The organism is Novosphingobium barchaimii LL02, from assembly GCF_001046635.1.
In the GTDB taxonomy this organism is placed as follows: Bacteria; Pseudomonadota; Alphaproteobacteria; order Sphingomonadales; family Sphingomonadaceae; genus Novosphingobium; species Novosphingobium barchaimii.
Map to the genome: position 1 here is coordinate 486,559 of NZ_KQ130454.1, position 25,193 is coordinate 511,751.

At 66.4% G+C, this 25,193-nt stretch carries 23 protein-coding genes; 8 read left to right on the top strand and 15 right to left on the bottom strand.

Features of this window, described 5'->3' with window-relative positions:
• The first annotated feature begins 1 nt into the window (after position 1).
• Positions 2 to 1,129 (top strand): DUF3089 domain-containing protein, encoded by a 1,128-nt coding sequence (locus V474_RS12835; RefSeq protein WP_059151857.1) that lies wholly within the window; start codon positions 2 to 4, stop codon positions 1,127 to 1,129.
• Positions 1,102 to 1,602, top strand: coding sequence for a Holliday junction resolvase RuvX (ruvX, locus tag V474_RS12840; protein WP_059151858.1), 501 nt, complete (start codon positions 1,102 to 1,104; stop codon positions 1,600 to 1,602). The genes V474_RS12835 and ruvX overlap by 28 nt, the downstream gene beginning before the upstream one ends.
• Here ruvX and V474_RS12845 read toward each other — a convergent pair.
• The 7 genes from V474_RS12845 to argH form a co-directional block, all read right to left on the bottom strand.
• Positions 1,599 to 2,504, bottom strand: coding sequence for a hypothetical protein (locus V474_RS12845; protein WP_059151859.1), 906 nt, complete (start codon positions 2,502 to 2,504; stop codon positions 1,599 to 1,601). The genes ruvX and V474_RS12845 overlap by 4 nt on opposite strands.
• Positions 2,492 to 3,460, bottom strand: a complete 969-nt coding sequence (locus tag V474_RS12850; protein ID WP_059151860.1) for a hypothetical protein — start codon at positions 3,458 to 3,460, stop codon at positions 2,492 to 2,494. The genes V474_RS12845 and V474_RS12850 overlap by 13 nt, the downstream gene beginning before the upstream one ends.
• A 10-nt stretch (positions 3,461 to 3,470) precedes the next feature.
• Positions 3,471 to 3,662 (bottom strand): hypothetical protein, encoded by a 192-nt coding sequence (locus V474_RS12855; protein ID WP_148649388.1) that lies wholly within the window; start codon positions 3,660 to 3,662, stop codon positions 3,471 to 3,473.
• Positions 3,663 to 3,865: 203 nt separating this feature from the next.
• Positions 3,866 to 4,654: a precorrin-2 dehydrogenase/sirohydrochlorin ferrochelatase family protein gene (locus tag V474_RS12860; protein ID WP_059151862.1), complete on the bottom strand. Its 789-nt coding sequence runs from the start codon at positions 4,652 to 4,654 to the stop codon at positions 3,866 to 3,868.
• A gap of 75 nt (positions 4,655 to 4,729) precedes the next feature.
• Positions 4,730 to 5,989 carry a diaminopimelate decarboxylase gene (lysA, locus tag V474_RS12865; protein WP_059151863.1) on the bottom strand — a complete coding sequence of 420 codons (1,260 nt, stop codon included), beginning with the start codon at positions 5,987 to 5,989 and terminating at the stop codon, positions 4,730 to 4,732.
• Positions 5,990 to 6,004: 15 nt separating this feature from the next.
• Positions 6,005 to 6,289, bottom strand: coding sequence for a hypothetical protein (locus V474_RS12870; RefSeq protein WP_059151864.1), 285 nt, complete (start codon positions 6,287 to 6,289; stop codon positions 6,005 to 6,007).
• 6 nt (positions 6,290 to 6,295) lie between these two features.
• Positions 6,296 to 7,669, bottom strand: coding sequence for an argininosuccinate lyase (gene argH / locus V474_RS12875; protein ID WP_059151865.1), 1,374 nt, complete (start codon positions 7,667 to 7,669; stop codon positions 6,296 to 6,298).
• Positions 7,670 to 7,763: 94 nt separating this feature from the next.
• Between argH and V474_RS12880 the strand changes: the two genes are divergently transcribed.
• On the top strand, positions 7,764 to 8,303 hold the full coding sequence (locus V474_RS12880; protein ID WP_236711238.1) for a TlpA family protein disulfide reductase: 540 nt from the start codon (positions 7,764 to 7,766) through the stop codon (positions 8,301 to 8,303).
• A 181-nt stretch (positions 8,304 to 8,484) separates the two neighbouring features.
• Positions 8,485 to 9,114: a LysE family translocator gene (locus V474_RS12885; RefSeq protein ID WP_059151867.1), complete on the top strand. Its 630-nt coding sequence runs from the start codon at positions 8,485 to 8,487 to the stop codon at positions 9,112 to 9,114.
• A 47-nt stretch (positions 9,115 to 9,161) separates the two neighbouring features.
• Here V474_RS12885 and V474_RS12890 read toward each other — a convergent pair whose 3' ends face one another.
• From V474_RS12890 to V474_RS12900, 3 genes are all read right to left on the bottom strand, one after another.
• Positions 9,162 to 10,520 (bottom strand): aromatic ring-hydroxylating oxygenase subunit alpha, encoded by a 1,359-nt coding sequence (locus V474_RS12890; protein WP_059152141.1) that lies wholly within the window; start codon positions 10,518 to 10,520, stop codon positions 9,162 to 9,164.
• 82 nt (positions 10,521 to 10,602) lie between these two features.
• Positions 10,603 to 11,862 (bottom strand): MFS transporter, encoded by a 1,260-nt coding sequence (locus V474_RS12895; protein WP_236711246.1) that lies wholly within the window; start codon positions 11,860 to 11,862, stop codon positions 10,603 to 10,605.
• Positions 11,863 to 12,011: 149 nt separating this feature from the next.
• Positions 12,012 to 13,634, bottom strand: coding sequence for an NHL repeat-containing protein (locus V474_RS12900; protein ID WP_059151868.1), 1,623 nt, complete (start codon positions 13,632 to 13,634; stop codon positions 12,012 to 12,014).
• Positions 13,635 to 13,906: 272 nt separating this feature from the next.
• Here V474_RS12900 and V474_RS12905 point away from each other — a divergent pair, with 272 nt between their 5' ends.
• Positions 13,907 to 14,869, top strand: a complete 963-nt coding sequence (locus V474_RS12905) for an SDR family NAD(P)-dependent oxidoreductase (protein WP_059151869.1) — start codon at positions 13,907 to 13,909, stop codon at positions 14,867 to 14,869.
• Positions 14,870 to 14,945: 76 nt separating this feature from the next.
• Positions 14,946 to 16,802 (top strand): flavin-containing monooxygenase, encoded by a 1,857-nt coding sequence (locus V474_RS12910; RefSeq protein ID WP_059151870.1) that lies wholly within the window; start codon positions 14,946 to 14,948, stop codon positions 16,800 to 16,802.
• Positions 16,803 to 16,902: 100 nt separating this feature from the next.
• Here the strand turns inward: V474_RS12910 and V474_RS12915 are convergent, their stop codons facing one another.
• From V474_RS12915 to V474_RS12935, 5 genes are all read right to left on the bottom strand, one after another.
• Positions 16,903 to 17,181: a hypothetical protein gene (locus V474_RS12915; RefSeq protein ID WP_236711248.1), complete on the bottom strand. Its 279-nt coding sequence runs from the start codon at positions 17,179 to 17,181 to the stop codon at positions 16,903 to 16,905.
• Between the two features lie 166 nt (positions 17,182 to 17,347).
• Positions 17,348 to 18,115, bottom strand: coding sequence for an enoyl-CoA hydratase/isomerase family protein (locus tag V474_RS12920; RefSeq protein ID WP_059151871.1), 768 nt, complete (start codon positions 18,113 to 18,115; stop codon positions 17,348 to 17,350).
• 2 nt (positions 18,116 to 18,117) lie between these two features.
• Positions 18,118 to 19,386, bottom strand: coding sequence for an acetyl-CoA hydrolase/transferase family protein (locus V474_RS12925; RefSeq protein WP_059151872.1), 1,269 nt, complete (start codon positions 19,384 to 19,386; stop codon positions 18,118 to 18,120).
• Positions 19,387 to 19,586: 200 nt separating this feature from the next.
• Positions 19,587 to 20,477: an HpcH/HpaI aldolase/citrate lyase family protein gene (locus V474_RS12930; RefSeq protein WP_059151873.1), complete on the bottom strand. Its 891-nt coding sequence runs from the start codon at positions 20,475 to 20,477 to the stop codon at positions 19,587 to 19,589.
• A 195-nt stretch (positions 20,478 to 20,672) separates the two neighbouring features.
• Positions 20,673 to 21,839, bottom strand: coding sequence for an acyl-CoA dehydrogenase family protein (locus tag V474_RS12935; RefSeq protein ID WP_059151874.1), 1,167 nt, complete (start codon positions 21,837 to 21,839; stop codon positions 20,673 to 20,675).
• A gap of 175 nt (positions 21,840 to 22,014) precedes the next feature.
• Between V474_RS12935 and V474_RS12940 the strand changes: the two genes are divergently transcribed.
• Entirely contained in the window at positions 22,015 to 23,217 is a 1,203-nt protein-coding gene (locus V474_RS12940) for a CaiB/BaiF CoA transferase family protein (RefSeq protein WP_059151875.1), read from the top strand.
• Positions 23,218 to 23,362: 145 nt separating this feature from the next.
• Positions 23,363 to 25,138, top strand: a complete 1,776-nt coding sequence (locus V474_RS12945) for a thiamine pyrophosphate-binding protein (protein ID WP_059151876.1) — start codon at positions 23,363 to 23,365, stop codon at positions 25,136 to 25,138.
• The last annotated feature ends 55 nt before the right edge of the window (positions 25,139 to 25,193 follow it).

A 25,193-nucleotide genomic window follows, 5' to 3' on the forward strand; every position in this document is an offset into this window, starting at 1 on the left:
CATGGCGCGCAAGTTCCTGTATGTGATAGCGGGCGTCACCGTCCTGCTGCTGGCACTGCTCCTTGCCCTGCGCCTGTGGTCGGAGGACCTGACGGAGATGGCCTTCGTGCCCGGCGTCTCCTTCGCCGGCCAGCAGGCCCTGCCGCCTGAATCGTGGGAGAACCCGGCGATGTGGGTAGCCCGCCCGGGGCTGAAGGACGATCCGTCGTCATGGCTCCCTCCCGGGGTCACCGCGCCGGAAAAAAAGCTCCCGGTCGCGGTGTTCTTCGTCCATCCCACCAGCTACGTCGCGCGCGATGCCTGGAACGGTTCGCTGGACGATGCCATCAGCCGCCAGCGCACGGCGCTGTTCGTGAAAGGCATGGCCAGCCCCTTCAACGAAGCTGAAGCGCTCTGGGCTGCGCGCTATCGCCAGGCGGCGATCGGCGCCTTCCTCACCGCCAGACCCGAGGCCGCACAGGCGCTGGATCTCGCATATGGCGACGTCCTTGCCGCATTCGAGATATTCACCCGGCACCTGCCCGAAGGCCGGCCCATTGCGCTGGCTGGGCACAGCCAGGGCGCATTCCTGCTGCGCCGCCTGCTGCGCGACCGCATCGCCGGCACTCCGCTTGCAAAGCGCCTTGTCGGCGCATGGGTTATCGGCTGGCCGGTTTCGATGGACCACGACCTGCCCAAAATGGGAGTACCGGCGTGCGAGCGAGCCGATCAGGCAGGCTGCGTGGTAAGCTGGCTATCGGTTGCGGACCCGGCCGATACCGAGATGCTGGTGAAGGCCTATGCCCGCCGCACCGGACTGGACGGCAAGTCCGTCGCCGGCAGCGCGTTTCTATGCACGAATCCCCTAACCGGCACGCCGGGCACCAGTTCGGATGCGGGTGCGAACCTAGGCACGCTCGTCCCCGATTTCGCGACAAGCGGCGGTACGCTGGCCGCTCAGGTAGTCCCTGCCGCCTGCGGGCCCGACCATTTCCTTCACATTGGCCCGCCCCCCAAGCTGGACCTTGGGCCTTACGTACTTCCCGGAAACAACTACCACCTCTATGACGTCACGCTGTTCTGGGCCAATCTGAGGGCCGATTTCGAAAGGCGCGTCGCAGCATGGCAGAAAACACAGGCGCGAAAGTGACCGCGGTGGTCACCACCAGCGCACTGGATTTCCGGGCCGAGCTGCCCCAGGCCGGCGCCCTGCTGGCCCTGGACCTTGGGACGCAGACCATCGGGACCGCGTTCTGCGACCCCGGCTGGCGCTTCGCCTCGCCGGGCAAGACCATCAAGCGCGGCAAGTTCGGGGCCGACAAGGCGCTGATGGAAGCGCTGATCCGCGAACGCTCGGTCAAGGGTATCGTCATCGGCCTGCCCCTTAACATGGACGGGTCGGAAGGCCCCCGCTCGCAGTCGAGCCGGGCCTATGCCCGCAACCTTTCCGTACTGGGCCTGCCGATCCTGCTGTGGGACGAACGCTGGTCCACATCCTCCGCCGAACGCGGCCTGATCGAGCAGGATATGAGCCGTGCCAAGCGTGCAACCCGCATCGATTCGGCTGCGGCGGCGGTGATCCTCCAAGGCGCCATCGACGCGCTCGTCGGCGGCAGATTTTAAGGCGACATCGCCCGGCGCCGCGCCGCCGAGGCCGCTGCAACGACGCGGCTTCCGCAAGCCTCGGCCTCGGCCCAAACCGCGTCCTGCGCCTCGCCGCTACCGGCGGAAGCGGCGAGCGCACGCCACGCGCATAGCCGCATGCGGTCGCTGGGGTGATGGCGGCCGAACCGGGCTGCAAGGTCCTTCGCTTCCTCGCCGCCAAGCGCGACGGCGATGCGCAGAAACGCCTCGCTGGGACCATGGCCCAGCACCCGCGCGATGCGCCCCGCCTCCACGTCGAACAGGTAGTGGTCCATCCATCCCTTGGCCGCATGTTCGTGTGACAGGGTCAGCGCCACCGAAAGCGACTGCGGCGGATGGAGGACGTGGATGTCGCGGTGAGCGCGATAGTGAAACAGGCTGCCCGGCGCCAGCCGGGACCGCCCGAACGGGAGCAGATCCACCGGCTCGCCCCGCCAGCCCTCCACTGGGTCGTACCGATATTCGTAATTCTCGAACTCCACGCCGGGGCCGAAATAACCAAGAACGAGGAAGTCGTGGTTATGATCATGCGCCAGTCCATAAGCGAAGGCTTCGGACCCGCTGGCGCGCAGTATGTTTTCCTCCTGCGAAGGCCAGATGCTGGCGCTGAGCGAGAAATTACCGCGCCCCGGCGTTGCGAGGACGACGCGATTGGTTTCTCCCACGTCAATGCCATCCTCCCCCGCAGGCGATCGCCCGGCCAGCATACCGATAAGCAAGTCGCCCAGAAAATCGCGGTCGTTGCCTAGCCGCTGCAGCCAGTGCGCGGCGTGCGCGATGCTTTCCTCCTCCGCCGGGTCGAAGCCCCAGACCGTCAGCGCATCGCAGACTTCCTCCAAAGAGGCCGTGGTGGGGTCGTTCGATTCGATCAGACGTGCCATGCCGCGCCGCCCTGCAAGTCGGGCCGCGATGCCAGCAATTGCGCCAGCAACGCCCCCGCCGGCTCCCTGAGCGAATCCTCCGGGTCGGCGGCCACCTGCGCAAGGAGTTCCACTCCGGCAAGTGCATCCAGCACGATCACTTCATGCAGGGCCTGCCAGCGCATCGCATCGCCGCCGCCGCCGCCCAGAGCCGCCCGCGCCATCTGCGGAACCGCGTCGATCCGGCCCATTCGGCCCAGCAGCGCCATCGCCAGTTCGGCGCGGCTGTCGTCCTTGCGCGCGCTGGCCTGATGCACGAGCGCACCATCGGCCAACGCATATTCACGCACCGGCTCATGATCGTCGAGCTGGCGTTCCAGTTGCAGCACCGCCATCGCACCGTCGACGCTGCGCACTTCGACCGCTTCGTTCGGACCGTGGCGATAGTGCAGGTCGCCGGCGGTGAACGTGCACAGCTCTGTCGTCAGGGCACCGTCGTCATCGCGCAGCGCCCGGTCCCCCTTGCACGCCCCCACCAGCACCAGGGCCCAGTTCTCCACCGGACGAAACCGCGCGGTGCGGGCCGCCGGAAGCAGCGCCAATGCCGCCCCGTCGTAGGCCGAGAGAGTCAGCCTGGCACTACCCGATTCCGCCAGAACGAGCAGCGGCGCCGCATCGCGGCTGCCATGGCTCAACGGCAACTGGCCAAGTGGATGACCGTCCAGCGCTGCAAGACCCGCATCGACCAAACTGCGCGACAAGGTCAGCGCCCGCCCGCTCGCCGGGTCGAACAGCAAGGCCAGGGCACGGCATTTTTCGAGCGGGGCGCCCGCGCCGAAACGCTTCATCGCCGCCAGCACCGGCGCCACTACTGGCTCCGCCCGCCACGCCACAAGCGTCCTGCTCAGGGCCTGCTGCCCGCGCTCCCATTCAATGTCATCCTGGCGAAGGCTCGCCAGCGGTCCGCGCAGTTCCATGAGGGCAGCGTCAGCCTTCGCGGTGAAACGGGTAGAGGCAGGACATGAGTTCGGCGTTGTTGTCATCCCCCGCATCGATCCGCACAAGATCGCTGCGGCTACCGAATATTCCGGTAGGCACTTCCAGGTCCGGCAGTTCGGCGCGATCGACGCGCACGATCTCATTCGACGTTGCCGCCGGATCATCACGCTGAGTTGTCATGCTCGAAGCCCACATGAAGAACGCCCTGCCGCAACCCCGACGATGTGCTGAATTAAAAAACTGTCATCGGCACATTCACCGGACCAAAGCTAACGCTGCGCAAAATTGTATTGTATATCAGCAACGACCGCGATTTGGGTGAGCCATTTGCCGACCGTTGTAGCCAAACAGCCGCATCACCGCACCTCTCGAAGGTTAACGCTTCAAAAGGGTGCCCGCAAAACGACCGTCAAACCCGCTATCCGGTGATACGGCGACAAACCATCGCTTTCCAGCCGCACGGCATCGGCCCGGGCGCGGTCAAGCACTACGGTGGGGACTCGCGAATCGTGCACGATGACATCGGCCGTGCCCAGCAGACGGGCCTCGCGCAGGGTCAGGTCTTCGGGGTCGCCGCTGCGCAGGGCAATCTCGGCAACCCCTGCCGCGCCTGCGGGCGCGCCGGCTAGCCATGCATCAATGTGGTCCGCGCTACTGTCCGCCAGCGGATCGAGCGCACTGCCCGCCGCCAGCGCGGCATCGAGCGCACGGCGCCGCTCACCCGCCTCGGGAAAACGCTGGCGCAGCGCCGCGCGCGCCGCGCCAAGGCCTGAAGCGAGAGCGCCGAGCGACTGCGGTAGCAGAGCCTCAAGCCGCAGCCGCAATTGCTTGGCAAGACCTGCCGAAGCACCTCCCGTACCGATCGCCACCAGCACCGGCGATCGGTCGAGAATCGAAGGCACAGTGAAATCGCATAGCGCCGGGCGGTCGGTCGCATTGACCAGCATTCCGGCGGAGCGGGCCTCGGCCACGGCGACTCGCGCGGCCTCGTCGTTTTCAAGGGCGATGAAGGCGAGGCGGGCACCGCTGGCGATGCCGGTGTGCAGGTCGGTCACGATGATCGCCCCGGCCCGCTCGACCAGACGACGCTTGGCCTCCGCGGCCTCGCCCTCCCCCAGCACAACGACCGGGCGGCCCGAGATACGGTGGAAAAGAGGGAGCGTTTCGATCATATGCCTAGCCTAGCGTATGGGAAGACCACGCCAAACCCCTCCCTCGACCGAGAGGGAAGGAGGATGTCCTCGCGCTCAGTCAAGCCAGGCCGGTACCTGCTCTGCTGCGAGGATCGCGGCGGGCTCGATGCGGTTGGCGACGATCGCCCACTTGTCGCCGTCGACCATGACCTCGGGCACCAGCGGGCGGCTGTTGTAGGTGTTGGCCATCGTCGCGCCGTAAGCGCCGGCGGTGCGGAAGATCGCAAGGTCGCCTGCCTTCACCACATCGATATCGCGGGCCATCGCGAACGTGTCGGAACTTTCGCAGATCGGGCCGACGATGTTGGCGATCATGCTTTCGCCCGAAGGCTTCACCGCCGCGAAATCGTGCCAGGCATCATACATGGCCGGGCGAGCAAGGTCGTTCATAGCCGCGTCGACGACGATCCAAGGCTTGTCCGTGCCCTGCTTCACGCGCACCACTTCGGTGACGAGCACCCCGGAATTGCCGGTGATGACACGGCCCGGCTCGAACATCAGAGTGACGCCCCAGTCCTGCGCAACGTCGCTGACCATGCGGCCATAGTCGGCCGGGGTAGGCAACGCATCGTCCGCCTTGTAGGGCACACCAAGGCCGCCGCCGAGATCCATATGCGTGACCGACTGGCCCTTTTCGCGAAGGGTCATCATCAGCGCGCCCATCTTGATAAATGCCTGCCGCGAAGGCTCCAGATCGCTGATCTGACTGCCGATATGAACGGCAAGCCCGCGCATATCGAGACCCGGCAACGCAGAAAGCCGCACGTAAATGTCGGCAGCGCGGTCGTATGCGACGCCGAACTTGTTCTCCGCCTTGCCGGTCGAAATCTTGGCGTGGGTGCGCGCATCGACATCGGGATTCACGCGCAGGGTGCAGACGGCCCTGGCGCCAAGGTCCACGGCGATCTCGGAAAGCTCGACGCCCTCTTCCTCGCTCTCGAGGTTGAACTGGCCGATACCGGCGCGCAGCGCCGCGATCAGTTCGGCGCGGGTCTTGCCGACGCCCGAGAAGACGATGTCCTCAGGCTTCATCCCGGCTGCCAGCGCGCGGTTCATCTCGCCTTCGGAGACGACGTCGGCGCCGTAGCCTTCCTTGGCCAGCAGGCGCAGCACCGCGAGGTTGGGGTTCGATTTCACCGCAAAAGCGATATGCACCTTGGGCAGCGCGGCTAGCGCCTCGCGGAATACCCTGGCGTGGCGCGACAGCGTGGCGCGCGAATAGACGTAGACCGGGGTGCCGACCTCACGCGCGATGACGGCGAGCGAGACCTGTTCGGCGTGAAGCTCGCCGCCGGTGTTTGCAAAATGATCCATGGAAGTTTTCTGGCCTTATTGAGGCTTGGCTGATTCGGGCTTGGCGGCTTCGGGTTGCGGCGATTCCGGCGGCGGAAGATCGAAAGGATCGTCTTCGCGCTGCTCGGAACGGGTACGTAGTTCAACGCTGCGCTCTGGAATGGCCTGCGTGGGCAGTTTCAGCAGTTCGGCCGCAGCCGGGCGGTCCGCACGGCCGTAAGGCGCGGGCGGCAACTGCTGGCCCGGTCTGAGCCCCAGCGCCGAACGCTGCCCGCAGGCAGCAAGCGCCGCCAGCATCAGAATAACCGCGACCTTACGCATCAACACTTACTCCAGACCGAGCGCATCGCGGGCATCCGCCACGCGCAGGCGCACCTGCTCGGGCGCGGTGCCGCCGTGCGATTTGCGCGCGGCGACCGAAGCCTCGACCGAGAGCGCCTTGAATACGCGTTCGTCGATGCGGCTGTCGATGGCCTTGAGGTCTTCCAGCGGCAACTTGTCCAGCGCCGTGCCCCGGCTCTCGGCCAGCTTGACCGCGGCGCCGGTGATGTGGTGCGCCTCGCGGAAGGGAATGTCGGCCTGACGAACGAGCCAGTCGGCCAGGTCGGTGGCGGTGGCGAAGCCCAGTTCGGCGGCTGCGAGCATCCGTTCGGTACGGAACTTCGTCTCGGCGACCATGCCGGTCATCGCCGCGATCGACAGGGCAAGCAGGCCGGCGGCTTCGAAGACCGGCGGCTTGTCGTCCTGCATGTCCTTCGAATAGGCGAGCGGCAGGCCCTTCATCGTCATCATCAGCGCCATCAGGCAGCCCGAGATGCGCCCCGAATGGCCCCGCACCAGTTCGGCCGCGTCGGGGTTCTTCTTCTGCGGCATGATCGAGCTGCCGGTAGACAGCGCATCGGGCAGCGTGACGAAACCGAAGGGCTGGCTGGCCCAGATGATGAATTCTTCGGCGAGGCGCGACAGGTGCAGCGCGCACTGGGTGGCCGCCATCAGGTAATCGAGGGCGAAATCGCGGTCGGATACCGAATCGAGGCTGTTGTCGGTCGGCCCGTCGAAGCCCAGCGCCTGCGCGGTCATCAGCCGGTCGATCGGAAAGCCGGTGCCGGCCAGGGCCGCCGCGCCCAGCGGGCTGCGGTTCATGCGCTTTCGGGCATCGGCAAAGCGCGAACGGTCGCGGCCGATCATCTCGTAATAGGCCATCAGGTGGTGGCCCAGCGTGACCGGCTGCGCGGTCTGGAGGTGAGTGAAGCCGGGCATGATCGAGCCGGCATGTTCCCCTGCGCGGGTCACCAGCGCGACCTGCAGCGCCTCCAGCCCCGACTGCGCCTGGTCCATCGCGTCGCGCACCCAGAGGCGGAAGTCGGTCGCCACCTGGTCGTTGCGCGAACGGGCGGTGTGCAGGCGCCCGGCGACCGGGCCGATCAACTGCGCAAGGCGCGATTCGGTGGTCATGTGGATGTCTTCGAGGTCCCAGTCCTCGGGCACGCCATTGGCTTCGTATTCGGCGGCAACCGCGTCCAGACCGTCGCGGATGGTCACCGCATCTTCGCCCGAAACAACCCCGCAGGCGCCCAGCATAGCGACGTGCGCCTTGCTTGCCGCGATATCCTGACGCCACAATGCCTTGTCGAAGGGAATCGAGGCGTTTATCTCGCGCATGATCGCCGACGGTCCTTCCGCGAACCGTCCGCCCCACATCTTGTTGCCCGACTGGGCATTGGAGCCAGCCTTGCCCTCATCCAAATCGCTCAAGTCGCTCGTCCTGTGTTCGCTTGCCGGGGCATCGGCCCTCATGATCGCTGGATGCGATAGGCAAAGCGACAAGCAGGCGCAACCGCAGGCTTCGCAAGGCGCGCAGCCCGCCGATGCCGCGCAGACCCCTGCCAAGGCCGACAAGCTCGACCGTTCGCACAAGGGCGAGGCGATGCCGACGGTGTCGCTGGTCGACAATACCGGCGAAAGCCTCGACCTTGCCTCGTTCAAGGGCAAGCCGCTGCTCATCAACCTGTGGGCGACGTGGTGCGCGCCGTGCATCGCGGAAATGCCCACGCTGGCCAAGCTGATCGCCCGCGAGCCGGAACTGGGCGTCACCGTCCTGCCGATCTCGCAGGACATGGGCCAGACCGACAAGGTGGTGGAAATCCTGCGCCGCCGCGAACTGGAGCAGATCCAGCCCTGGGTCGACGAGCAGGGCGACCTTGGCTTCCAGTATGGCGGCAACCTGCCGGTCACGGTGCTGTTCGACGCCAAGGGCAAGGAAGTATGGCGCTATACCGGTGGCAACGACTGGACCAGCCCGGCCGCGCTCAAGCTGATAGCCGAAGGAAAGTAGTTTAGTTGATGGCCGGGTTTGGTTGATGAAGTACATGCGCGCGGCGCCCTTCATGTAAGGGGCCGGGCGGTGGATGGATCGACGATGGAAAAGAGCGGGCGCGAAAGTAGCAGGCGCCGGCGATGTAGGAAAACCCTCTCCTCCCCCGGCAGGAGCGGGTTTCATTTTTTTGGAAAACCGAATGACCCTTCATACCTGGTGGCTGTTCGTCGCCGCCGTGTTCCTGCTTTCGGGCACCCCCGGCCCCAACATGCTCCACATCCTGTCGCGCAGCGTCGAGATGGGGATGAAGCGCAGCGTCATCGCCATGGCCGGATGCCTTAGCGCGATCGTGCTGGTGCTGGCGGCTTCGGCGGCGGGGCTGACCACGCTGCTGCTGGCCCTGCCCGGCGCCTTCGAGGTGCTGCGCTATGCAGGCGTCGGATATCTGGTGTTCCTGGGCATCAAGGCGTGGCGCAGCAAGGTGACACCGCTGGACGTCGGCGATGCGCCGCTGCCGGTCGCGGTATCGGGCGCGGCGCTGTTTCGCGGCGGCTTTACCATCGGCATCAGCAACCCCAAGCTGATCCTGTTCGCGGCGGCCTTCTTCCCCCAGTTCATCGACCCCGCCCTGCCCAAGGCGCCGCAGTTCGCGATTCTGGTCGGCTCTTTCGCGGTGGTGGAAACATTCTGGTACGGCGTCTACGCATCGGGCGGGCGCTCGCTATCGCGTTACCTCAGCCGCCCGGCGATCAAGCAGGCGTTCAACCGCGTGACCGGCGCGATCTTCATCGGGTTCGGGCTGGCGCTGCTGAAGATCAAGCCTTCCTGAAGCGCCCCGGCTTTGATCGCACCGCCGGATAGCCGGCGGTGTCGCAGTCAATACGTCTTCGGCCCGCCCGTCCCCATGAACTTCGCCAGGTTCATGTGCAGCGAGGCGACCGAGCGTTCCATGTAGGGATTGGGCTGCGCGCCCCGGAAACCCACGTTCTTCATGCCCTGCTGGACGGCGGCCATGTTGGTGAAATCCTGCTGCAGCACCGGCGGCCAGTCGGCAGGTTCGGTATATTCCCATTCGGTCCGGGGCGCCTCACCCTCGGGGTAGAGTTCGTAGACCGCCGCTTCGAAGATGCACTTGTCCGGGTCGCCCTTGTAGGGCCGCGCCTGATAGCACAGCATGTTGTTGACCGCGTGGCCGATCTGGAAGTTTGGGAAGATCTGCCATGCCGTCCCGGCCTTCGCCGTGTGCTGCGGGTCTACCTGCGCCCATTCCACGCCGCGTTCGGCATCTTCCCGGCGCGCCGTGCTGATCCAGTAGGCGGAAACTTCGGCGGGCGGCGTGCCTTCGGGCAGTTCGTCCTTCAGCCGGTTCGCCACCGCCACCAGCGTGGTGGTGGTGTTGGTATTGGCGTTTTGCCAGGTGAAGTTCTGCATGTCCGCCGTGGTCAGGCGCGGGTCTTCGCCGGCGCCCAGCCGCAGCTTGCCGGAGTCCTCCTCCTGCCCCTTGGCCGCGTCGTAGCCGATGTTGGAGTGCAGGCCCTGGTTCCTTGCCCAGCCCCGGAACTGGCCGAATTCCATGAATTCGGGGTGAGTGGTGGAAACGTGGTAGGTTTCGCAGAAAGCCTCCATCGCGACCTTCCAGTTGCAGTCGAACACCACCCATTTGCGCCAGCGCGGGCGCATTTTCTCAAGGCCGTAGGGGTCCAGCATCCCGGCGGCCGGGTGCAGGTATTCAGCCAGAGGCATGGCTTCGGGATCGAGGGTGATCCAGATCCAGCCGCCCCAGCTTTCCACCCTCACCTTGCCCAGATCGGCAAGCCCGCCGCACAAGTGGCCCTGCCAGTCGTCCTGATGCTCGATATACGTGTTGGTGCCTTCGAGGTCGAAGGTCCAGCCGTGGTAACCGCAGATGAAGTTCGGGCGGCTGGCATGGGCGTTGCGCTGGCCCGGCGGGGTGTCCACCAGCTTGCGGCCCCGGTGCGGGCAGACATTGTGGAAAGCGCGAATCTCATCCGCCGAGGACCGGACCACGATCACCGAATCGTCGAGGATGTCGAACGTGATGTAGGCGCCGACCTGCTCGATATCCTCCATCCGCCCGGCCTGCAGCCACACCTTGCGCCACAGCCGGTCCCGCTCGGCCCGGGCATATTCGGGGGAAGTGTAGGCTTCGGGGGGCACGTTGACCGGCGCGACCAGATCTTCCGGCGCCTGCACGATCTTGCCAATTTCGCCCATGATCATCCTCACATCTTTATACCGATTTGCGTCGGTTATCTCATTATCGGCACGCAGGGGCAAATCGCTGGAGCGGCTTTCGTCAATGCGCGGCAAAGGCCGCGCGCCCTCTCGGCAGGCTGCCGATGGCGATGCTGCTGGCCGCCATGAAGCCAAGCGCAAGCCACAGGAACCCCGAATAGCTGCCGGTCCGGTCGAAGACCTGCGCGGCGGCGAGCGGGCCCAGCGCGGTGCCGATCGAAAGCGCCGCAAGCAGCCCGCCATAAAGCCCGCCGAATTGGCGCAGGCCGAAATGGCGGGTGAGAAGGTAGACGACGACGTCGATCTCCGCCCCCAATGTCAGCCCGATCAGCGCCGAGGCTCCCGCCATCGCGGCGAACGATCCGCCTCCCAGCAGAAGCAGCAGGCAGCCCAGCACCGGCAGCAGGAACACCGCCGCGCCCACCAGCGACGCGGGCATCCGGTCCAGCAGCATCCCCGTCCCCAGCCGCCCGGCAAGCGAGAACCAGCCGATGAACGAGGCGATCCCCGCCGCCGCCATCGGGCTGGCGCCGCTGTCTCCCAGGATCGCGGTGAAGTGGACCACCAGCGCGATGATGGTGAAAGTGAACAGCAGGCTGGCGATGAACAGGCGGTGGTAGACGCTGGAAGTCAGCCCTTCGCGCAAGCTGGCGCCGGGCAGGTCGGCGGGTTTCGTGCCCCGGTCCTCGGTCTTCTGGCGCCGGCCGGTATCGTAGCGGCCGTGGAAGAACACGAAGATCACCGGGAAGGCGATCGCCAGCCAGATCGCCGCCTGCACCGGGAAGGCGGCGCGCCAGCCCAGCGCACCGATCAGCGCGGTGGCCATCGGCGGGAACACGCCCGCCGCGATGGAGGCCCCGCACAGCGTCACCGCGAAAGCCATCCCGCGCGCGGCGGTGAAGCGCGAGGCGACCGCGCTTGTCCATACCGAAGCCTGCACCGGCAGCGCCGCCAGCGCGATCAGGCCCCAGAGCAGATACCAGTTCAGCAGCGAACCGTCCGTGCTGCCCAGCGCCGCGAAGGCAAGCCCCAGCAGCACCAGCCCCGCCACCCCGAACCGGCGCGGGCCGAAGCGGTCGACGGCAAGACCGATAAACACGCCGCCCACCGCCTGCACCAGCGTGGCGATGGTGAGGCCGAAGGTAACCTCGGTGCGGCTCCACCCGAACTGCGCGGCCACGGGGCCGTAGAACGGGCCGATGCCGTAGATGTGGATGACGCTGGTGGCATAGCCCAGCCCCGCCGCCACCGGCAGCAGGGGGTTTCGGCGCCACTCCTCGCGGGCGGTGGACGGCGTGGGTGCGTGCATCTCAGCCGCCATGCCGCAGGTCGAGGTGGGGCGCCTCGCCTATGCAGTCGAAGCCGGTCATGTCGGGGCGCTTCCTGAAAAACCGGGGAGCGGCCTGGTGCGGCAGAATGGGCAATGCCCATTCTCAAACGGTCTATAAGGCATATGGCTGGGCCCCCGGGTCAGAGCCGGCGCAGGGCAAGCACGCTGCCCTCGGCATCGGCGGAAAGGTAAAGGGTGCCGTCCGGCGCGGCGGCGATGCCGTTGAAGGTGTTCATCGGTCCGCACATGTCGCCCACGCCGCCCAGCTGCGCCATCTGCGCGCCCGCCGCCCCGCCGATGGGCAGCCCGCTGGCAACCGTCTCGCGCGCGCCGCCGGCAAGGTCGCTGGCGATGACGGCGTTGGCGCCCGGATCGGCGACGAACAGCGTGCCCCCGGCAATCGCGATGCCTTCCGGCCGGGCAAGACCGTCGAGGACGGTTTCCCTGCGTCCGCCGACCAGCTTGACCACGCGCCCCGCGCCGCTTTCCGCAACGAAGACGGTGCCGTCCCCCGCCACCGCCACGCCCATCGGCCGGTCCAGCCCCGAGGCCAGCTCCACGACGTTGCCGCTCCCCGCGCCGCCGCCTTTAGCCCTGCCCTCGATGGCAAAGACCTTGCCGGTGTCGAACTCGGCGAAAACCGCATCGCCGCCCGGGCCGACCGCCACGCCCATGAGCCGCGCATAGCCGCTTGCCAGCACCGTGCTTTCGCCCGCAGCGGGCCGCCACCGGGCCACGTCGCCATTGGCGGTGGTGACGATCCACTCATCCGGCCCGCTTGCTGCCACGTCGCGGATCCAGCCGGGGAAGCCGGGCGAAAACAGCATCCCCGCCAGTTGCAGCGCCTCGCCCGGCCGCAGCAGGTACGAGAACCCGCCGTCCGCCACGAGGACATGGCCCGCCTCATCCACCGCAAGGCCCAGCGGCCATTGCAGGCCCTTTTCGACCAGCGGCTTCGTCCGGCCCGCCTCGACGATCTCGGTGATCGAACCGTTGATGTGGCTGACGAACGTGCGCCCGTTCACGAAGGCGACGTTATCCAGCCCCGGCCCGATATCCGCCAGGATCGACTTCGCGCCGGTGCGCGGGTCGATCTTCAGCACCTGCCCGGAATAGACCTGGGTCGAGACGATATAGCCGTCGGGGTGGAACTTGACCGAATCGGGCACGCCAAGGTCTTTCGCCACCACTTCCGGCTCTCCGCCATCAAGGCCGATGCGCCAGATTTCGTTGGCGCCCTGCGCGGGGAAATAGAGCTTGCCATCGGGGCCCACCTCGAAGGCATTGGCCATCGGCACACCTTCGTAGATGACGCGCGGGGCGCCGCCGTCGCGGTCCAGTTCCATGATCCGCCCGCCAAGGCGCAGTTCGCCCGCGATCAGCCTGCCCTGGTGATAGGTGATCGGGTTGGCCACGGGCATGTCGCCATGGATCACGCGGTATTCGCCCCCCGGCGTCATCATCGAGACGCGGCCTTCGGTGATCTCGGTGCAGTAGAGGTTGCCCGCCTCGTCGAAGGCGAGATCGTCCGGCCCGACGATGCCGCCGCCATTGGGCGAAATCGTCTCGATCAGGCCGGTATCGACATTCACCGCGCTCACCTTGCTGCCCGCCACCTGCGCCACGTAGATGCGCCCGTCCGCGCCGGTACGGATGCCGTTGGCGCCGTTGAGACGGCTGGCGGGGGTCATGCGGTGCAGCGCCCAGCCCTCTCCCGGCGTGGCGGCCAGAGCATTGCGGTTACGGCCGGCTGCCTCGAGCATGTATACATCCCTCTCCCCCGGCATTGAGCCGAGTCTTTGGCCGAGTGGTATAGCCCGGCACAGCGCCGCGCAACGCGAGTGCCGCCCCCGGCGCCGGCCATGCATGCAGCATCGCCCCGGCGACGGACCCGCCGTTGCCAAGCGGGAATGCGTGCGGATACTCGTGCAACAGACCGATACCCAATTCAGCAGGCCACGCGCCGGGAACGCGACACGCGAGACGCAGCCGTTTCCGCCGCGCAGGACCGCGCCGCACGAGAGGACATTTTGCCATGAGCCATCCCTCCCAGGACGCCGACCTGCGTTTCGACGGCCGCGTCGCGGTGGTCACCGGCGGCGGGCGCGGCCTTGGCCGGGCCTATGCGCTGCTGCTGGCGCAGCGCGGCTGCAAGGTGGTCGTCAATGACCTTGGCGGCGCGATCCGGGGCGATGGACCGGATACAAGCGTGGCGCAAAATCTGGTCGACGAGATCGTCGCGGCGGGCGGCGAGGCGATCGCCAATGCCGATAGCGTCGCCACGCCCGAGGGCGGACGCGCCATCGTTCAGGCCGCGCTGGACACCTGGGGCCGCATCGACGTGCTGATCCACAACGCCGGCAACGTGCGCTACGGTTCGATCCGCGATGTCTCCTACGACGACTTTCGCAGCGTGGTCGACGTACACCTGATGGGGGCCTTCCATGTCGTCCAGGCCGCGTTCGGCCCGATGTGCGACGCGGGCTATGGCCGCATCGTCCTGACCAGCTCGGTCGGCGGCATCTACGGCAACGAAAACTGCGTGAACTACGGCATGTCGAAGGCCGGAATGCTGGGCCTGAACAACATCGCCGCGCTGGAAGGCGAGGCGTTCGGCGTCAAGTGCAACACCATCGTGCCGGGCGCCGTCACCCGCATGGCGGAAGGCATCGACATCTCGCAGTATCCGCCGATGGGACCGGAACTCGTCGCCCCGGTGGTCGGCTGGCTGGCGCATGAAAGCTGCCCGGTCACTGGCGAGATGATCGCCTCGATGGCGGGCCGCATCTCGCGCGCCTTCGTGGCGGAAACGCGCGGGGTCTACCGCCCGCAATGGTCGATCGAGGACGTCGCCGCCGCCAGCCCGGCCTTCCACGACAAGGGCCCGGACAACCCGCAGGTCCTCGACTTCGGCCTCCACGGCCACGTCGAGCACATCGGCTACAGCTTCGCCATGGCGCGTTCCGAGGCCTTAATAGGCAACACTGTTGACAACTAAAAGGAGCAAAGCCACATCGCGGATATAGGGCACCCGCGCCAAGGGCCTGCCCGCACGACAACGAAGTGGGACCGGAATGATCTGCCAGAAAACCAATGTGCCCGCGCCCGAGGAACTCGACATCCCGGCACTGAAGGCCAGATACCTCGCAGAGCGTGACAAGCGCCTGCGCCGCGAAGGCGGAGAGCAGTACGTGCGCCCCACCGGCGATTTCTCGGACAACTACGCACACGATCCCTTCACTCCGGTGACCGAGCGCGAGCCGCTGGTCGAGGACCTTGACGTGGCGATCCTGGGCGCGGGCTTTTCCGGCATCCTGGCGGGCTATCACCTGCGCCAGCAGGGCGTCACCAAGGTGCGCAACATCGACCACGCAGGCGGCTTCGGCGGCGTGTGGTACTGGAACCGCTACCCCGGCGTGCAGTGCGACAACGACGCCTACTGTTACCTGCCGCTGCTGGAAGAAACGGGCTTCATGCCCAGCAAGAAGTTCTCGGACGGCTGGGAAATCCAGGCCTACTGCCAGAAGATGGCGACCGACTTCGACCTTGCCGACAAGGCCCTGTTCCACACCCTGGTCGAAAGCATCACCTGGGACGAGGGGATCAAGCGCTGGCATGTGAAGACCAGCCGGGGCGACGATCTGCGCGTGCGTTTCGTGGTCATGGCGGGCGGCGTGATGAACATGCCCAAGCTGCCCGGCATCCCCGGCATCCACGATTTCAAGGGCAAGATGTTCCACACCAGCCGCTGGGAGCATGACTATACCGGCGGTTCGTGGACCGCGCCCGAACTGGAAAAGCTGAAGGACAAGCGCGTCGCCATCGTCGGCACCGGGGCCACTTCGGTCCAGGCGGTGCCCTTTCTGGGCAAGTATGCCAAGCAGCTCTACGTGCTGCAGCGCACCCCTTCGAACATCGACGAGCGGCCCAATCCGCCCACCGATCCCGACTGGGCCGCCGCGCTGCAACCCGGCTGGCAGCAGGAGCGCATGGCCAATTTCCACCGCGGCGCGCAGCAGTTCTTCCTGCCGGGCGAACCGGATCTGATCTGCGACATCTGGACAGAAATCAGCCGCAACCTCCATGTCGAGCTTGAGGCGGACGACTTCTTCAAGAATTTCCCCGAGATGGACATGGCCGATTTCATGGCCCGGCGCGAAGTGGTGGACTTCCAGGTGATGGAACGCCTGCGCCGCCGCGTCGACGATCTGGTCGAGGACGGCGCCACCGCCGAAGTGCTGAAGCCGTGGTTCCGCTTCATGTGCAAGCGGCCACTGTCGAACAACGACTATTATCCCACCTTCAACCAGCCCAACGTCAAGGTGATCGACGTGTCACCGACGCAGGGCGTTGAGCGGATGACCGAAAAGGGCTTCATCGCCGACGGCGTGGAATACGAAGTCGACCTGATGATCTTCGCCTCGGGCTTCGAAGTCACCTCGGACCTCAAGCGGCGCTGGGGCATCGATACGGTGGAGGGCGAAGGCGGTCTGTCGATCTACGATCACTGGACCAATGGCCCCAGCACCCTGCACGGCGTGACGACCGACAAGTTCCCCGGCATGTTCTACATGGGCTACATCCAGGGCGCGACCAATTCGAGCACGACCGAGCAGTTCGGCCGTCAGGCAGAGCACATCGCCTTCATGATCGGCGAGACCGTGCGGCGCGGCGCGGACAAGTTCACCGCCACGGCCGAAGGCGTCGCCGGTTACGTGGCGCACTGCCGCGCGAACGAAATCGACATGTCGGAATTCCAGCAGGGCTGCACGCCCAGCTACTTCAACAACGAAGGCGACAAGGAACTGAAGTGGGCCCTGTTCAAGGGCTATCTGCCCGGCTGGGACGCCTGGCGCGACATGCTGGCCGACTGGCGCAAATCGCCCGACCTGCCGGGCGTGGCGTTCGAGGCGAAAGAAACGGTGAACTGAGGGCGCGGCCGGATCGACATTGGGCTTTGCCGAATGATCCGGCCACCCAACACTGAACACCTAACATCCCACATCGTCACCCTGAATGGCGAGGAGCAGGTCAGCCCGGGTTCCCGAACCGCTCGGCCTGAATGGCGGTGAGGTTTTCGGAAAACGCGGGCGACAGCTTGCGCTCGATCTTGCGGCAGCGGTCGGCGTGGTCGATCAGCGCCTTGGCGATGTCGCGCAGGATGCCGGTGTCCAGATCCTCCTCGCCGGAAAGCCGGGCGCGCAGGTCCCGCTCGTCGACGCCCAGCGTCCGGGCCGTCACCCGTTGCCCGCCCAGCGCCTCGACGGCCTGGGTGAAAAGGGCGAGCTGGACCATCGGATCTTGCGGCATCGTGTCAGGGGCTTTCTGTCGAAGGTCCGGCTTGGCGAAGCAAAACGCTTCGCGCCGATGCGGCATTGGCGCCAACACAGCCCCCACGTCAAACCATCCCGGGCAAGGTATCACCGACCGCGAACGGCCCAAGGCTGTTTATTGGCCCCTGTTTATCGGCTCCTGTTTATCGGCCGCTCCACACCGGCCTGCGCTTCTCGGCGAAAGCGCGCGGGCCTTCCTGCGCATCCTGCGAATTATACGTATGCTCATGCGCGCTGCGCGCCGCCGCCAGCGCGGCGCTGCGGCCCATCTCGGTGGAGAGCATCACCGTCTCGCGCGCGGCCTTGACCGACAGCGGCGCGCCTTCCAGCACCTCGCGCGCCAGTTCGATCGCCGCATCCAGCACCGCGCCCGGCTGGGCAAGGCGGTTGACGAGGCCGATCTCATAAGCGCGGGCCGCGTCGATCGGCTTGCCGGTCAGCACGATCTCCATGAAGATGCGCTGCCCGATCATGTGGATCAGCGGCGCCGCCCAGGGACTGCCGCGCCCCACCTTGACCTCGGTGATCGCGAACTTCGCCGCCGTGGAGGCCACGCACAGATCGCAGGCCTGCGCGATCATCCAGCCGCCCGCGAAGGCCACCCCGTTCACCGCCGCGATGGTCGGCTTGGACAGCTCGATGGTGTCGTAAGGCAGCGCATACATATCGCGCGGGGGCACCGCCATGCCGGTTTCGACCATCTCCTTGAGGTCTCCGCCCGCGCAGAACGCCTTGTCGCCGCTGCCGGTGAGGATGGCGATGCGCAAGGCATCGTCGGCCTCGAAGCGCGCCCATGCAGCACGCAGGCCCTCGCGCACTTCGGCGGTCAGGGCATTGCGCTGTTCGGGGCGGTTGAGGGTGATGACGGCAATGCCGTCTTCGCGGGCATCGAACAGGACGGCGTCGTTCATAGTCAAAACCCTCTGCGCGTGATCTCGAAAGCCGCCCGTTCCAGACCCTCGCGAAAATCCGGGTGCGCCACGCAGACGAGCCGCCGGGCGCGCGTCGCCAAAGTCTGCCCCTTCAGCTGCGCGGCGCCGAATTCGGTGACCACCACGTCCACTTCGCTGCGCGCGCTGGTGACCGGGCCGGAAAGCATCGGCACGATCTTGCTGACCGTCCCCCCCTTCGCGGTAGAGGCCAGCACCATCAGCGAAGCCCCGCCCGGAGAGCGCGCACCGGCCCGCACGAAGTCCACCTGCCCGCCGGTCCCGCCCATGTAGGACGCTCCCGATTGCTCGGCATTGGCCTGCCCGCCAAGGTCCACTTCCAGCGCGGAATTGATCGTGACCAGCCGCGAAAGCTGCCCCAGCACGCCTGCATCGTGGGTATAGCTGGTGGGTGTCATGCGGATCGCGGCATTGCGGTGCGCCCAGTCGTAAAGCCGCCGCGTGCCGATCAGGGCGCCGTTCACCGATACGCCCGCGTCGATTTCCTTGCGGGCATTGGTCAGCACGCCCGCTTCGGCAAGGTCGACCAGCCCGTCGCCCAGCATCCCGGAATGGACGCCAAGGTCGCGGCGGTCGTGCAGCAGACGCAGGATCGCATCGGGCACCGCGCCCACGCCGGTCTGGATGACGCAGCCATCGCCGATGAACTGCGCGCAGAGCCGGGCGATCGCCTCGTCGACAGGTCCGATCTTCGCCGGCACGACTTCCACCGGAGCACGGCTGACCTGGACCGCCACGTCGATGGCGCTGGCGGGGATCAGTTCGCCCGGCACGTAGGGAACCTGGTCGTTGACCTCGGCTATCACCACGCGGGCCTTGTCCACGGCGGCGCGCACGTAGTCCGAGATCAACCCGCAGGAGTGGTTGCCCTGCGCGTCCGCCGGGCTGACCTGGATCATCGCCACGTCGCAGCGCATCACCCCGGCCGTAATCAGCGGCGCGACCTGGCTGACGTGGACCGGGATCACGTCGAGAAGATGGGCTCTGGCCATGACCCGCAGCGCCCCGATCGCGCCCATCGAGGAGAGCCGGAACGCGCCTGCGCTCTCCGGCGTGAACAGGCCGGAAAAACTGGTGGCGATGAAAGCGTGAAGGCCGCCGATGCCCGCCCCTTGCGCGATCAGCGCCTCGACCAGCACGGTGGGTTCGCCGCAGGCCTGACCGAACACGATGTGGTCGCAGGGCCTGAGGTAGCGGGTGAGGTCCAACGCCTCTGGCGTAGTGTAATTCATGACGCCCGCGCCTTCCCGCCGTCGTCACCCTGAACTTGTTTCAGGCTCCATCCCGCCAGATTGGCCGATGGCCTGTGCCATAGCGCGGCGCTGCGAGCGCGGCCTCCAAGGCACCGCGCTTGCAGCACGATGGACCCTGAAACGAGTTCAGGGTGACGGGTTATTTGGCGGTGGGCGGCCTGCTTCACAGTGTCACAGCCTCACAGCTTGCCCGCCTGGCGCAGCAGGCGTTCGGCCCGCGCCAGATAGGGCCGATCCAGCATGCCGCCCTTCCAGCCGATGGCACCGACGCCGGGGTTGGCGGCGAACACGTCGACGACTTCCTGCGCCTCGGCGATCTCCGCTTCGGTGGGGGTGAAGGCGGCGTTTATCACCGGCACCTGCGCCGGGTGGATGGCCATCATCCCCCGGTAGCCATCGCGGCGCACCTTCTCGGCCCGCGCGCGCAGGGCTTCGAGGTCCTTGTAGTCGGCGCTGATCGTCTCGATCGCGGTGACCCCCGCCGTCGCCGCGCCCAGCACGGTGAGGCTGCGGGCCAGTTCGTAGGTGAAGGAATAGGAACCGTCGGCATTGCGGTTGGACGATGCGCCGATCGAATCGGCAAGGTCTTCCGCTCCCCAGGTCAGCGCCGTGACGCGCGGCGCGCCCTTGTAGCTGCCGGTGTGGAACATGGCTTCGGCGGTTTCGGTGATGAGCACGATGACCGGGGTGGAACCTTCCTCGATCCCGTTCGCCACTTCCAGCGCGGACAGGCAGTGGTCCAGCTTCTCCACATCGGCGCGGCCATAGACCTTGGGCAGCATGATGCCGCCGGGGTGCGCGGGCATCACGGCGGCAAGGTCCAGCAGGGTGTGCGGCCCGTCCAGCGGGTTGACGCGTACCCACAGGCGGGCGCGCTGCGCGGGATTGGCCTTGATGAAATCATGCACCATGGGGCGCGCGGCGGCCTTCGCATCGGGGGCGACGGCGTCCTCCAGGTCGATGAGGACAATGTCGGCCTCGCCTTCCATCGCCTTGGTCATCTTCTTCTCGCTGTCGCCGGGGGCGAACAGCCAGGAACGGGCCGTGGCGGGCTGGTGGGTAAAGGGCATATGGTCCTCTTTTTCATGTTACGCTGGTATCGGAACCTGGTCCCGTCCCACGCCTTTTTTCGTCACCCTGAACTTGTTTCAGGGTCCATCCCGCCGATCAACCCGCCATGTGCACGGCGAAATGGATCCTGAACCAGGTTCAGGATGACGGCGCGTTTCAATGCCACGGTGGCCGGACACGCTGATGCGCGTCAATCAATACGACCTCGGCAGCTCCAAAACCCTCTCCGCGATGTAGTTCATGATCTGGTGCGGGCTGACCGGCGCGATGCGCGGGATCATCACTTCGCGCAGGTAACGCTCGACGTGGTATTCCTGGGCATAGCCCATGCCGCCCATCGACATAACCGCCGTCTGGCAGGCTTCGAAACCGGCCTCGGCGGCAAGGTACTTGGCGGTATTCGCCTCTACCCCGCAGTCGAGCCCCTTGTCGAACATCGTCGCCGCCTTGAACACCATGAGGCTGGCCGCCTCCACCTGCATCCACGCCTTGGCGAGCGGGTGCTGGATACCCTGGTTCTGCCCGATCGGCCGCCCGAAGACGACGCGCTCCTGCGCATACTTCGACGCCTTCCTGATCGCCACGCGCCCCAGCCCGGTCGCCTCCGCGCCCAGCAGGACTCGTTCGGGGTTGAGGCCCTGGAGCAGGATCTTGAAGCCCTGCCCCTCGGCGCCGATGCGGTCTTCCTCGGGGATGAACAGGTCGGTGATGAACAGCATGTTCGATCCCACCGCGTGGCGGCCCATCTTGGGGATCAGCTGATGCTCGATATGGGCGCGGTCGAGCCTGGTGTAGAACAGCGTCAGGCCGTCGGTCTTCTTCTTCACGTCCTCCAGCGCCGTGGTGCGGGCGATCAGCAGCATCCGGTCGGCGACGTGGGCATTGGTGATCCAGATCTTCTCGCCGTTGACGCGGTAGCCGCCGGGCACCTTGTCAGCGCGGGTCTTGAGGCTGGTGGTGTCGAGGCCGGTGTTCGGCTCGGTCACCGCGAAGCACATCTTTTCCTCGCCCGAAAGGATCGGCGGGATCATGCGCTGCTGCTGTTCCGGGGTGCCGAACAGGGTGACAGGTTCAAGCCCGAAGACCGGGCCGTGGATCGCGGAGGCCGCCGTCATGCCGCCGCCGCTTTCGGCCACCGCCTGCATCATCACCGCCGCCTCGGTGATGCCAAGGCCCGCGCCGCCCACCGATTCGGGCATGGCGACGCCCAGCCAGCCGGCCTGCGCCATCGACATATGGAACTCGGCCGGGAATTCGCCGCTGCGATCCTTTTCCAGCCAGTAGTCGTCAGGGAACTGCGAACAGTGCTTCAGGACCGCTTCGCGGATATCCTGCTGGTCCTGGCTAAGTGCAAAATCCACTGGGTTTCGGCCCTTCTTCCCATGTTCCGCCGCTGTCCGGCGCCGGGCGAGAAGTAGCAGCGCAGCAGCATGGAGACAACGGCGTTGTTCCGATATCGGATCAATGAACCAAAATGGGCATGGATTCCCATCCTCCCTTCCGGTAAGCCTCATCCCCAGAACAAGGGAGAGCCGCATGTCCGAAAAGCCAGACAAGGCGGCGCAAGGCCCGCTTGCGGGGGTCCGCGTGATCGACCTCACCAGCGTGGTCTTCGGGCCATATGCCACGCAGATCATGGCCGACATGGGCGCCGAGGTCATCAAGGTGGAGCCGCCCGCGGGCGACAACACCCGCTGGATCACCACCGGCCCTGTGCCCGGCATGGGCGGCATCTACGTCAACGTGAACCGGGGCAAACGCGGGCTGATGCTGGACCTGCGGCAGGCGGACGACCGCGAGACGCTGCGCCGCCTGATCGCCACCGCCGATGTCTTCATCCACTCGATGCGGGGGCGGGCGATCGCCAAGCTCGGCTTCGATTATGCGGCGGTGAAGGCGATCAACCCGCAGATCGTCTACACCAACTGCTACGGCTATTCCCGGCGCGGACCGGACGGGGACAAGCCCGCCTACGACGACACCATCCAGGCCGAATGCGGCATCCCCCACGTCCAGGGCCTGATGAACGGCGAGCCCGGCTATGTCGCCACGATCATGGCCGACAAGGTGGCCGGCCTCCACGCGCTTTACGCCACGATGATGGCGCTGTTCCACCGCGAACGCACCGGCGGCCGCGACCGGGGAGAAGGGCAGGAAGTGGAAGTCACCATGTTCGAGGCGATGTCCTCGTTCATGCTGGTGGAGCACGCCAATGGCGCGATGTTCTCGCCGCCGACGACGCCCGCCCACTATCACCGCGCGGTCGAACCCAACCGCCGCCCCTACAAGACGCAGGACGGATACGTCGCCGCGCTGGTCTATAACGACAAGCACTGGGACGCCTTCATGGCCGCCGTGAACCCGCCCTGGGCCAGCCCGGAATTCGCCACGCTGGCCCAGCGGGCGAAACAGATCGGCCGCGTCTATGCACTGCTGGGCGAGACGTTCCTCACCCGCACCACGCAGGACTGGCTGGACACGCTGCGCGCGCTGCACATCCCCTGCGCGCGCTTGCAGACCACTGACGAGCTGTTCGACAACGAGCACCTGAACGCCATCGGCTTCTTCGAGGAAATCGAAACGGCGCAGGGCCCGGTGCGCTTTCCCGGCGTGCCGACCTGGTTCTCCGCCACCCCCGGACGAGTGCGCGGGCCCGCGCCCACGCTGGGCCAGGACAACGAAGCAGTGCTGTCCGAACTCGAAAGCGTCGCCCCGGCGATAGTCAGCGAGTCGAAGTGAACAGCGGTGTTGATTTCAACTGACAGCATCGAAAGGCTTGGGCTAACCACCTGTTCAAGCCGAACCCTGGGAGCGTGATCGGCACACCCGATCTCCCATGAAAAACGCACGGCAACGATAACGGATCGGAAGAAAGGCAACCACGATGTACGACGACCAGCCCCAAGCGGAGGCGCCGGTGAAGGCGTCGAAGGGTACGCCCGTGTTCAAGCGCATGCTCGACCTGTTCGAGGCCGAGGGCATCAGGACGCTGTTCGGCATTCCCGACCCCAACTTCGTCCACCTCTTCCTTGAGGCAGAGACGCGCGGCTGGACCGTCGTGTCGCCGCACCATGAAGCGTCCGCCGGCCACATGGCCGCCGCCGCCGCGCGTATCACCGGCAAGCCCGCCCTGTGCATCGGCACGTTGGGCCCGGGCATGGCGAACATGATGCCCGCGATCCAGTGCGCCAAGGTGGAGAACGACCCCGTCATCTTCATCGGCGGCCAGCGCGCCCGCATCACCGAGCGCCGCGTGCGCCGGGGCCGTATCCAGTTCGTGCGGCAGGAGCCGATGATCGAGGATTCGGTGAAGTTCTCCAGCTCCATCGAATATGCCGACCAGACCGACGAGATCGTCCGCGAGGCGATCCGCATCGCCATGTCGGGCACGCCGGGACCGGCCTATATCGAGTTCCCCTCGCACATCATTCTCGAAGAACTCGACCTGCCGCCGGTACTGCCGCCGCACCGCTACCGCCTGACCATGCAGGGCGCCGATGGCGACCGCATCGCCGAAGCCGCCGAGATCATCCGCAACGCCAAGAACCCGGTGCTGCTGGTCGGCCACGGCGTCTACACCGCCAAGGCGGGCGCGGCGGTGAAGGAACTGGCAGACCTGATGCAGTGCCCCGTGGTCCAGACCTCGGGCGGCACATCGTTCATCGCAGGGCTTGAGGACCGCACTTTCCCTTACGGCTTCTCCGAAGCCTCGATCGACGCGGTGGTCGAAAGCGATTGCTGCGTGGCGCTGGCCACCGAACTGGGCGAACCCAGCCACTATGGCCGCTGGCGCCACTGGGTGGACAACGAAGCCAATCGCAAGTGGATCTACGTCCAACAGGACCCCACCGCGATCGGCGTCAACCGCCCCATCGACGTGCCGCTGGTAGGCGACGTGCGCGCCGTGGTGCCGCAGCTTGTCCGCGCGCTGAAAGACACGCCTCGGGGGGCTTCGGCCGCGCTGTCGGAATATATCCAGCGCGATGCCCAGCAGCTTGAGGAACTGGCCGAGGACGCCGCTTCCAAGCCCGACGGTTCCACCTCGAAGATGCACACCAGCCAGTTCGTCACCGAAGCGACCAAGGCCTTCCCCAGGGACGGCATCCTGATCCGCGACGGCGGCGCCACGGTGATCTTCCAGTGGACCTATTCGCAGGCCAAGCCGCTCGACGTGATCTGGAACCAGAACTACGGCCACATCGGCACCGGCCTGCCCTATGCCACCGGCGCCATGCTTGCCGACCAGGCCGCGACCGGCAAGGTCCGTCCGGGTATGCTGCTGACCTCGGACTCCTCGTTCCTGTTCCATGTGGGGGAACTCGAAGTCGCGGTGCGCCGGAACCTGCCGCTGGTCTGCGTGGTCGGCGTCGACTTCCAGTGGGGCCTCGAAGTGGGCGTCTACAAGCGTACCTTCGGCCACGGCACCAAGGAGACCGGCGTACACTGGTCCGACAAGGTCCGCTTCGACAAGATCGCGGAAGGCTTCGGCGCGGCGGGCGAATATGTCGAGAAGGCGGAGGACATCGGCCCGGCCATCGCGCGCGCTTACGAGCGCGGCGGCTGCACCGTCATCCATGTACCGATCGACCCGGCGGCGAACTCGGAAGAAATGCCGAACTATAGCGAGTTCCGCACCTGGTACGCCGAAGGCACGCAGTAAGAAACGTGGTCCCCCTCCCCGGGCAAAAGCTCGGGGAGGGATAGGGAGAGAGCAC

Coding starts and splice junctions, on each gene's coding strand:
- V474_RS12855 (WP_148649388.1), bottom strand. CDS start 3,662: ATGACAACTCAGCGTGATGATCCGGCGGCAACGTCGAATGAGATCGTG.
- V474_RS12915 (WP_236711248.1), bottom strand. CDS start 17,181: ATGCCGCAAGATCCGATGGTCCAGCTCGCCCTTTTCACCCAGGCCGTC.
- V474_RS12940 (WP_059151875.1), top strand. CDS start 22,015: ATGTCCGAAAAGCCAGACAAGGCGGCGCAAGGCCCGCTTGCGGGGGTC.
- V474_RS12835 (WP_059151857.1), top strand. CDS start 2: ATGGCGCGCAAGTTCCTGTATGTGATAGCGGGCGTCACCGTCCTGCTG.
- V474_RS12895 (WP_236711246.1), bottom strand. CDS start 11,862: ATGGCGGCTGAGATGCACGCACCCACGCCGTCCACCGCCCGCGAGGAG.
- V474_RS12905 (WP_059151869.1), top strand. CDS start 13,907: ATGAGCCATCCCTCCCAGGACGCCGACCTGCGTTTCGACGGCCGCGTC.
- V474_RS12845 (WP_059151859.1), bottom strand. CDS start 2,504: ATGGCACGTCTGATCGAATCGAACGACCCCACCACGGCCTCTTTGGAG.
- argH (WP_059151865.1), bottom strand. CDS start 7,669: ATGTGGGGCGGACGGTTCGCGGAAGGACCGTCGGCGATCATGCGCGAG.
- V474_RS12885 (WP_059151867.1), top strand. CDS start 8,485: ATGACCCTTCATACCTGGTGGCTGTTCGTCGCCGCCGTGTTCCTGCTT.
- lysA (WP_059151863.1), bottom strand. CDS start 5,989: ATGGATCATTTTGCAAACACCGGCGGCGAGCTTCACGCCGAACAGGTC.
- V474_RS12925 (WP_059151872.1), bottom strand. CDS start 19,386: ATGAATTACACTACGCCAGAGGCGTTGGACCTCACCCGCTACCTCAGG.
- V474_RS12910 (WP_059151870.1), top strand. CDS start 14,946: ATGATCTGCCAGAAAACCAATGTGCCCGCGCCCGAGGAACTCGACATC.
- V474_RS12890 (WP_059152141.1), bottom strand. CDS start 10,520: ATGGGCGAAATTGGCAAGATCGTGCAGGCGCCGGAAGATCTGGTCGCG.
- V474_RS12880 (WP_236711238.1), top strand. CDS start 7,764: ATGATCGCTGGATGCGATAGGCAAAGCGACAAGCAGGCGCAACCGCAG.
- V474_RS12850 (WP_059151860.1), bottom strand. CDS start 3,460: ATGGAACTGCGCGGACCGCTGGCGAGCCTTCGCCAGGATGACATTGAA.
- V474_RS12860 (WP_059151862.1), bottom strand. CDS start 4,654: ATGATCGAAACGCTCCCTCTTTTCCACCGTATCTCGGGCCGCCCGGTC.
- V474_RS12870 (WP_059151864.1), bottom strand. CDS start 6,289: ATGCGTAAGGTCGCGGTTATTCTGATGCTGGCGGCGCTTGCTGCCTGC.
- V474_RS12920 (WP_059151871.1), bottom strand. CDS start 18,115: ATGAACGACGCCGTCCTGTTCGATGCCCGCGAAGACGGCATTGCCGTC.
- V474_RS12930 (WP_059151873.1), bottom strand. CDS start 20,477: ATGCCCTTTACCCACCAGCCCGCCACGGCCCGTTCCTGGCTGTTCGCC.
- ruvX (WP_059151858.1), top strand. CDS start 1,102: ATGGCAGAAAACACAGGCGCGAAAGTGACCGCGGTGGTCACCACCAGC.
- V474_RS12945 (WP_059151876.1), top strand. CDS start 23,363: ATGTACGACGACCAGCCCCAAGCGGAGGCGCCGGTGAAGGCGTCGAAG.
- V474_RS12900 (WP_059151868.1), bottom strand. CDS start 13,634: ATGCTCGAGGCAGCCGGCCGTAACCGCAATGCTCTGGCCGCCACGCCG.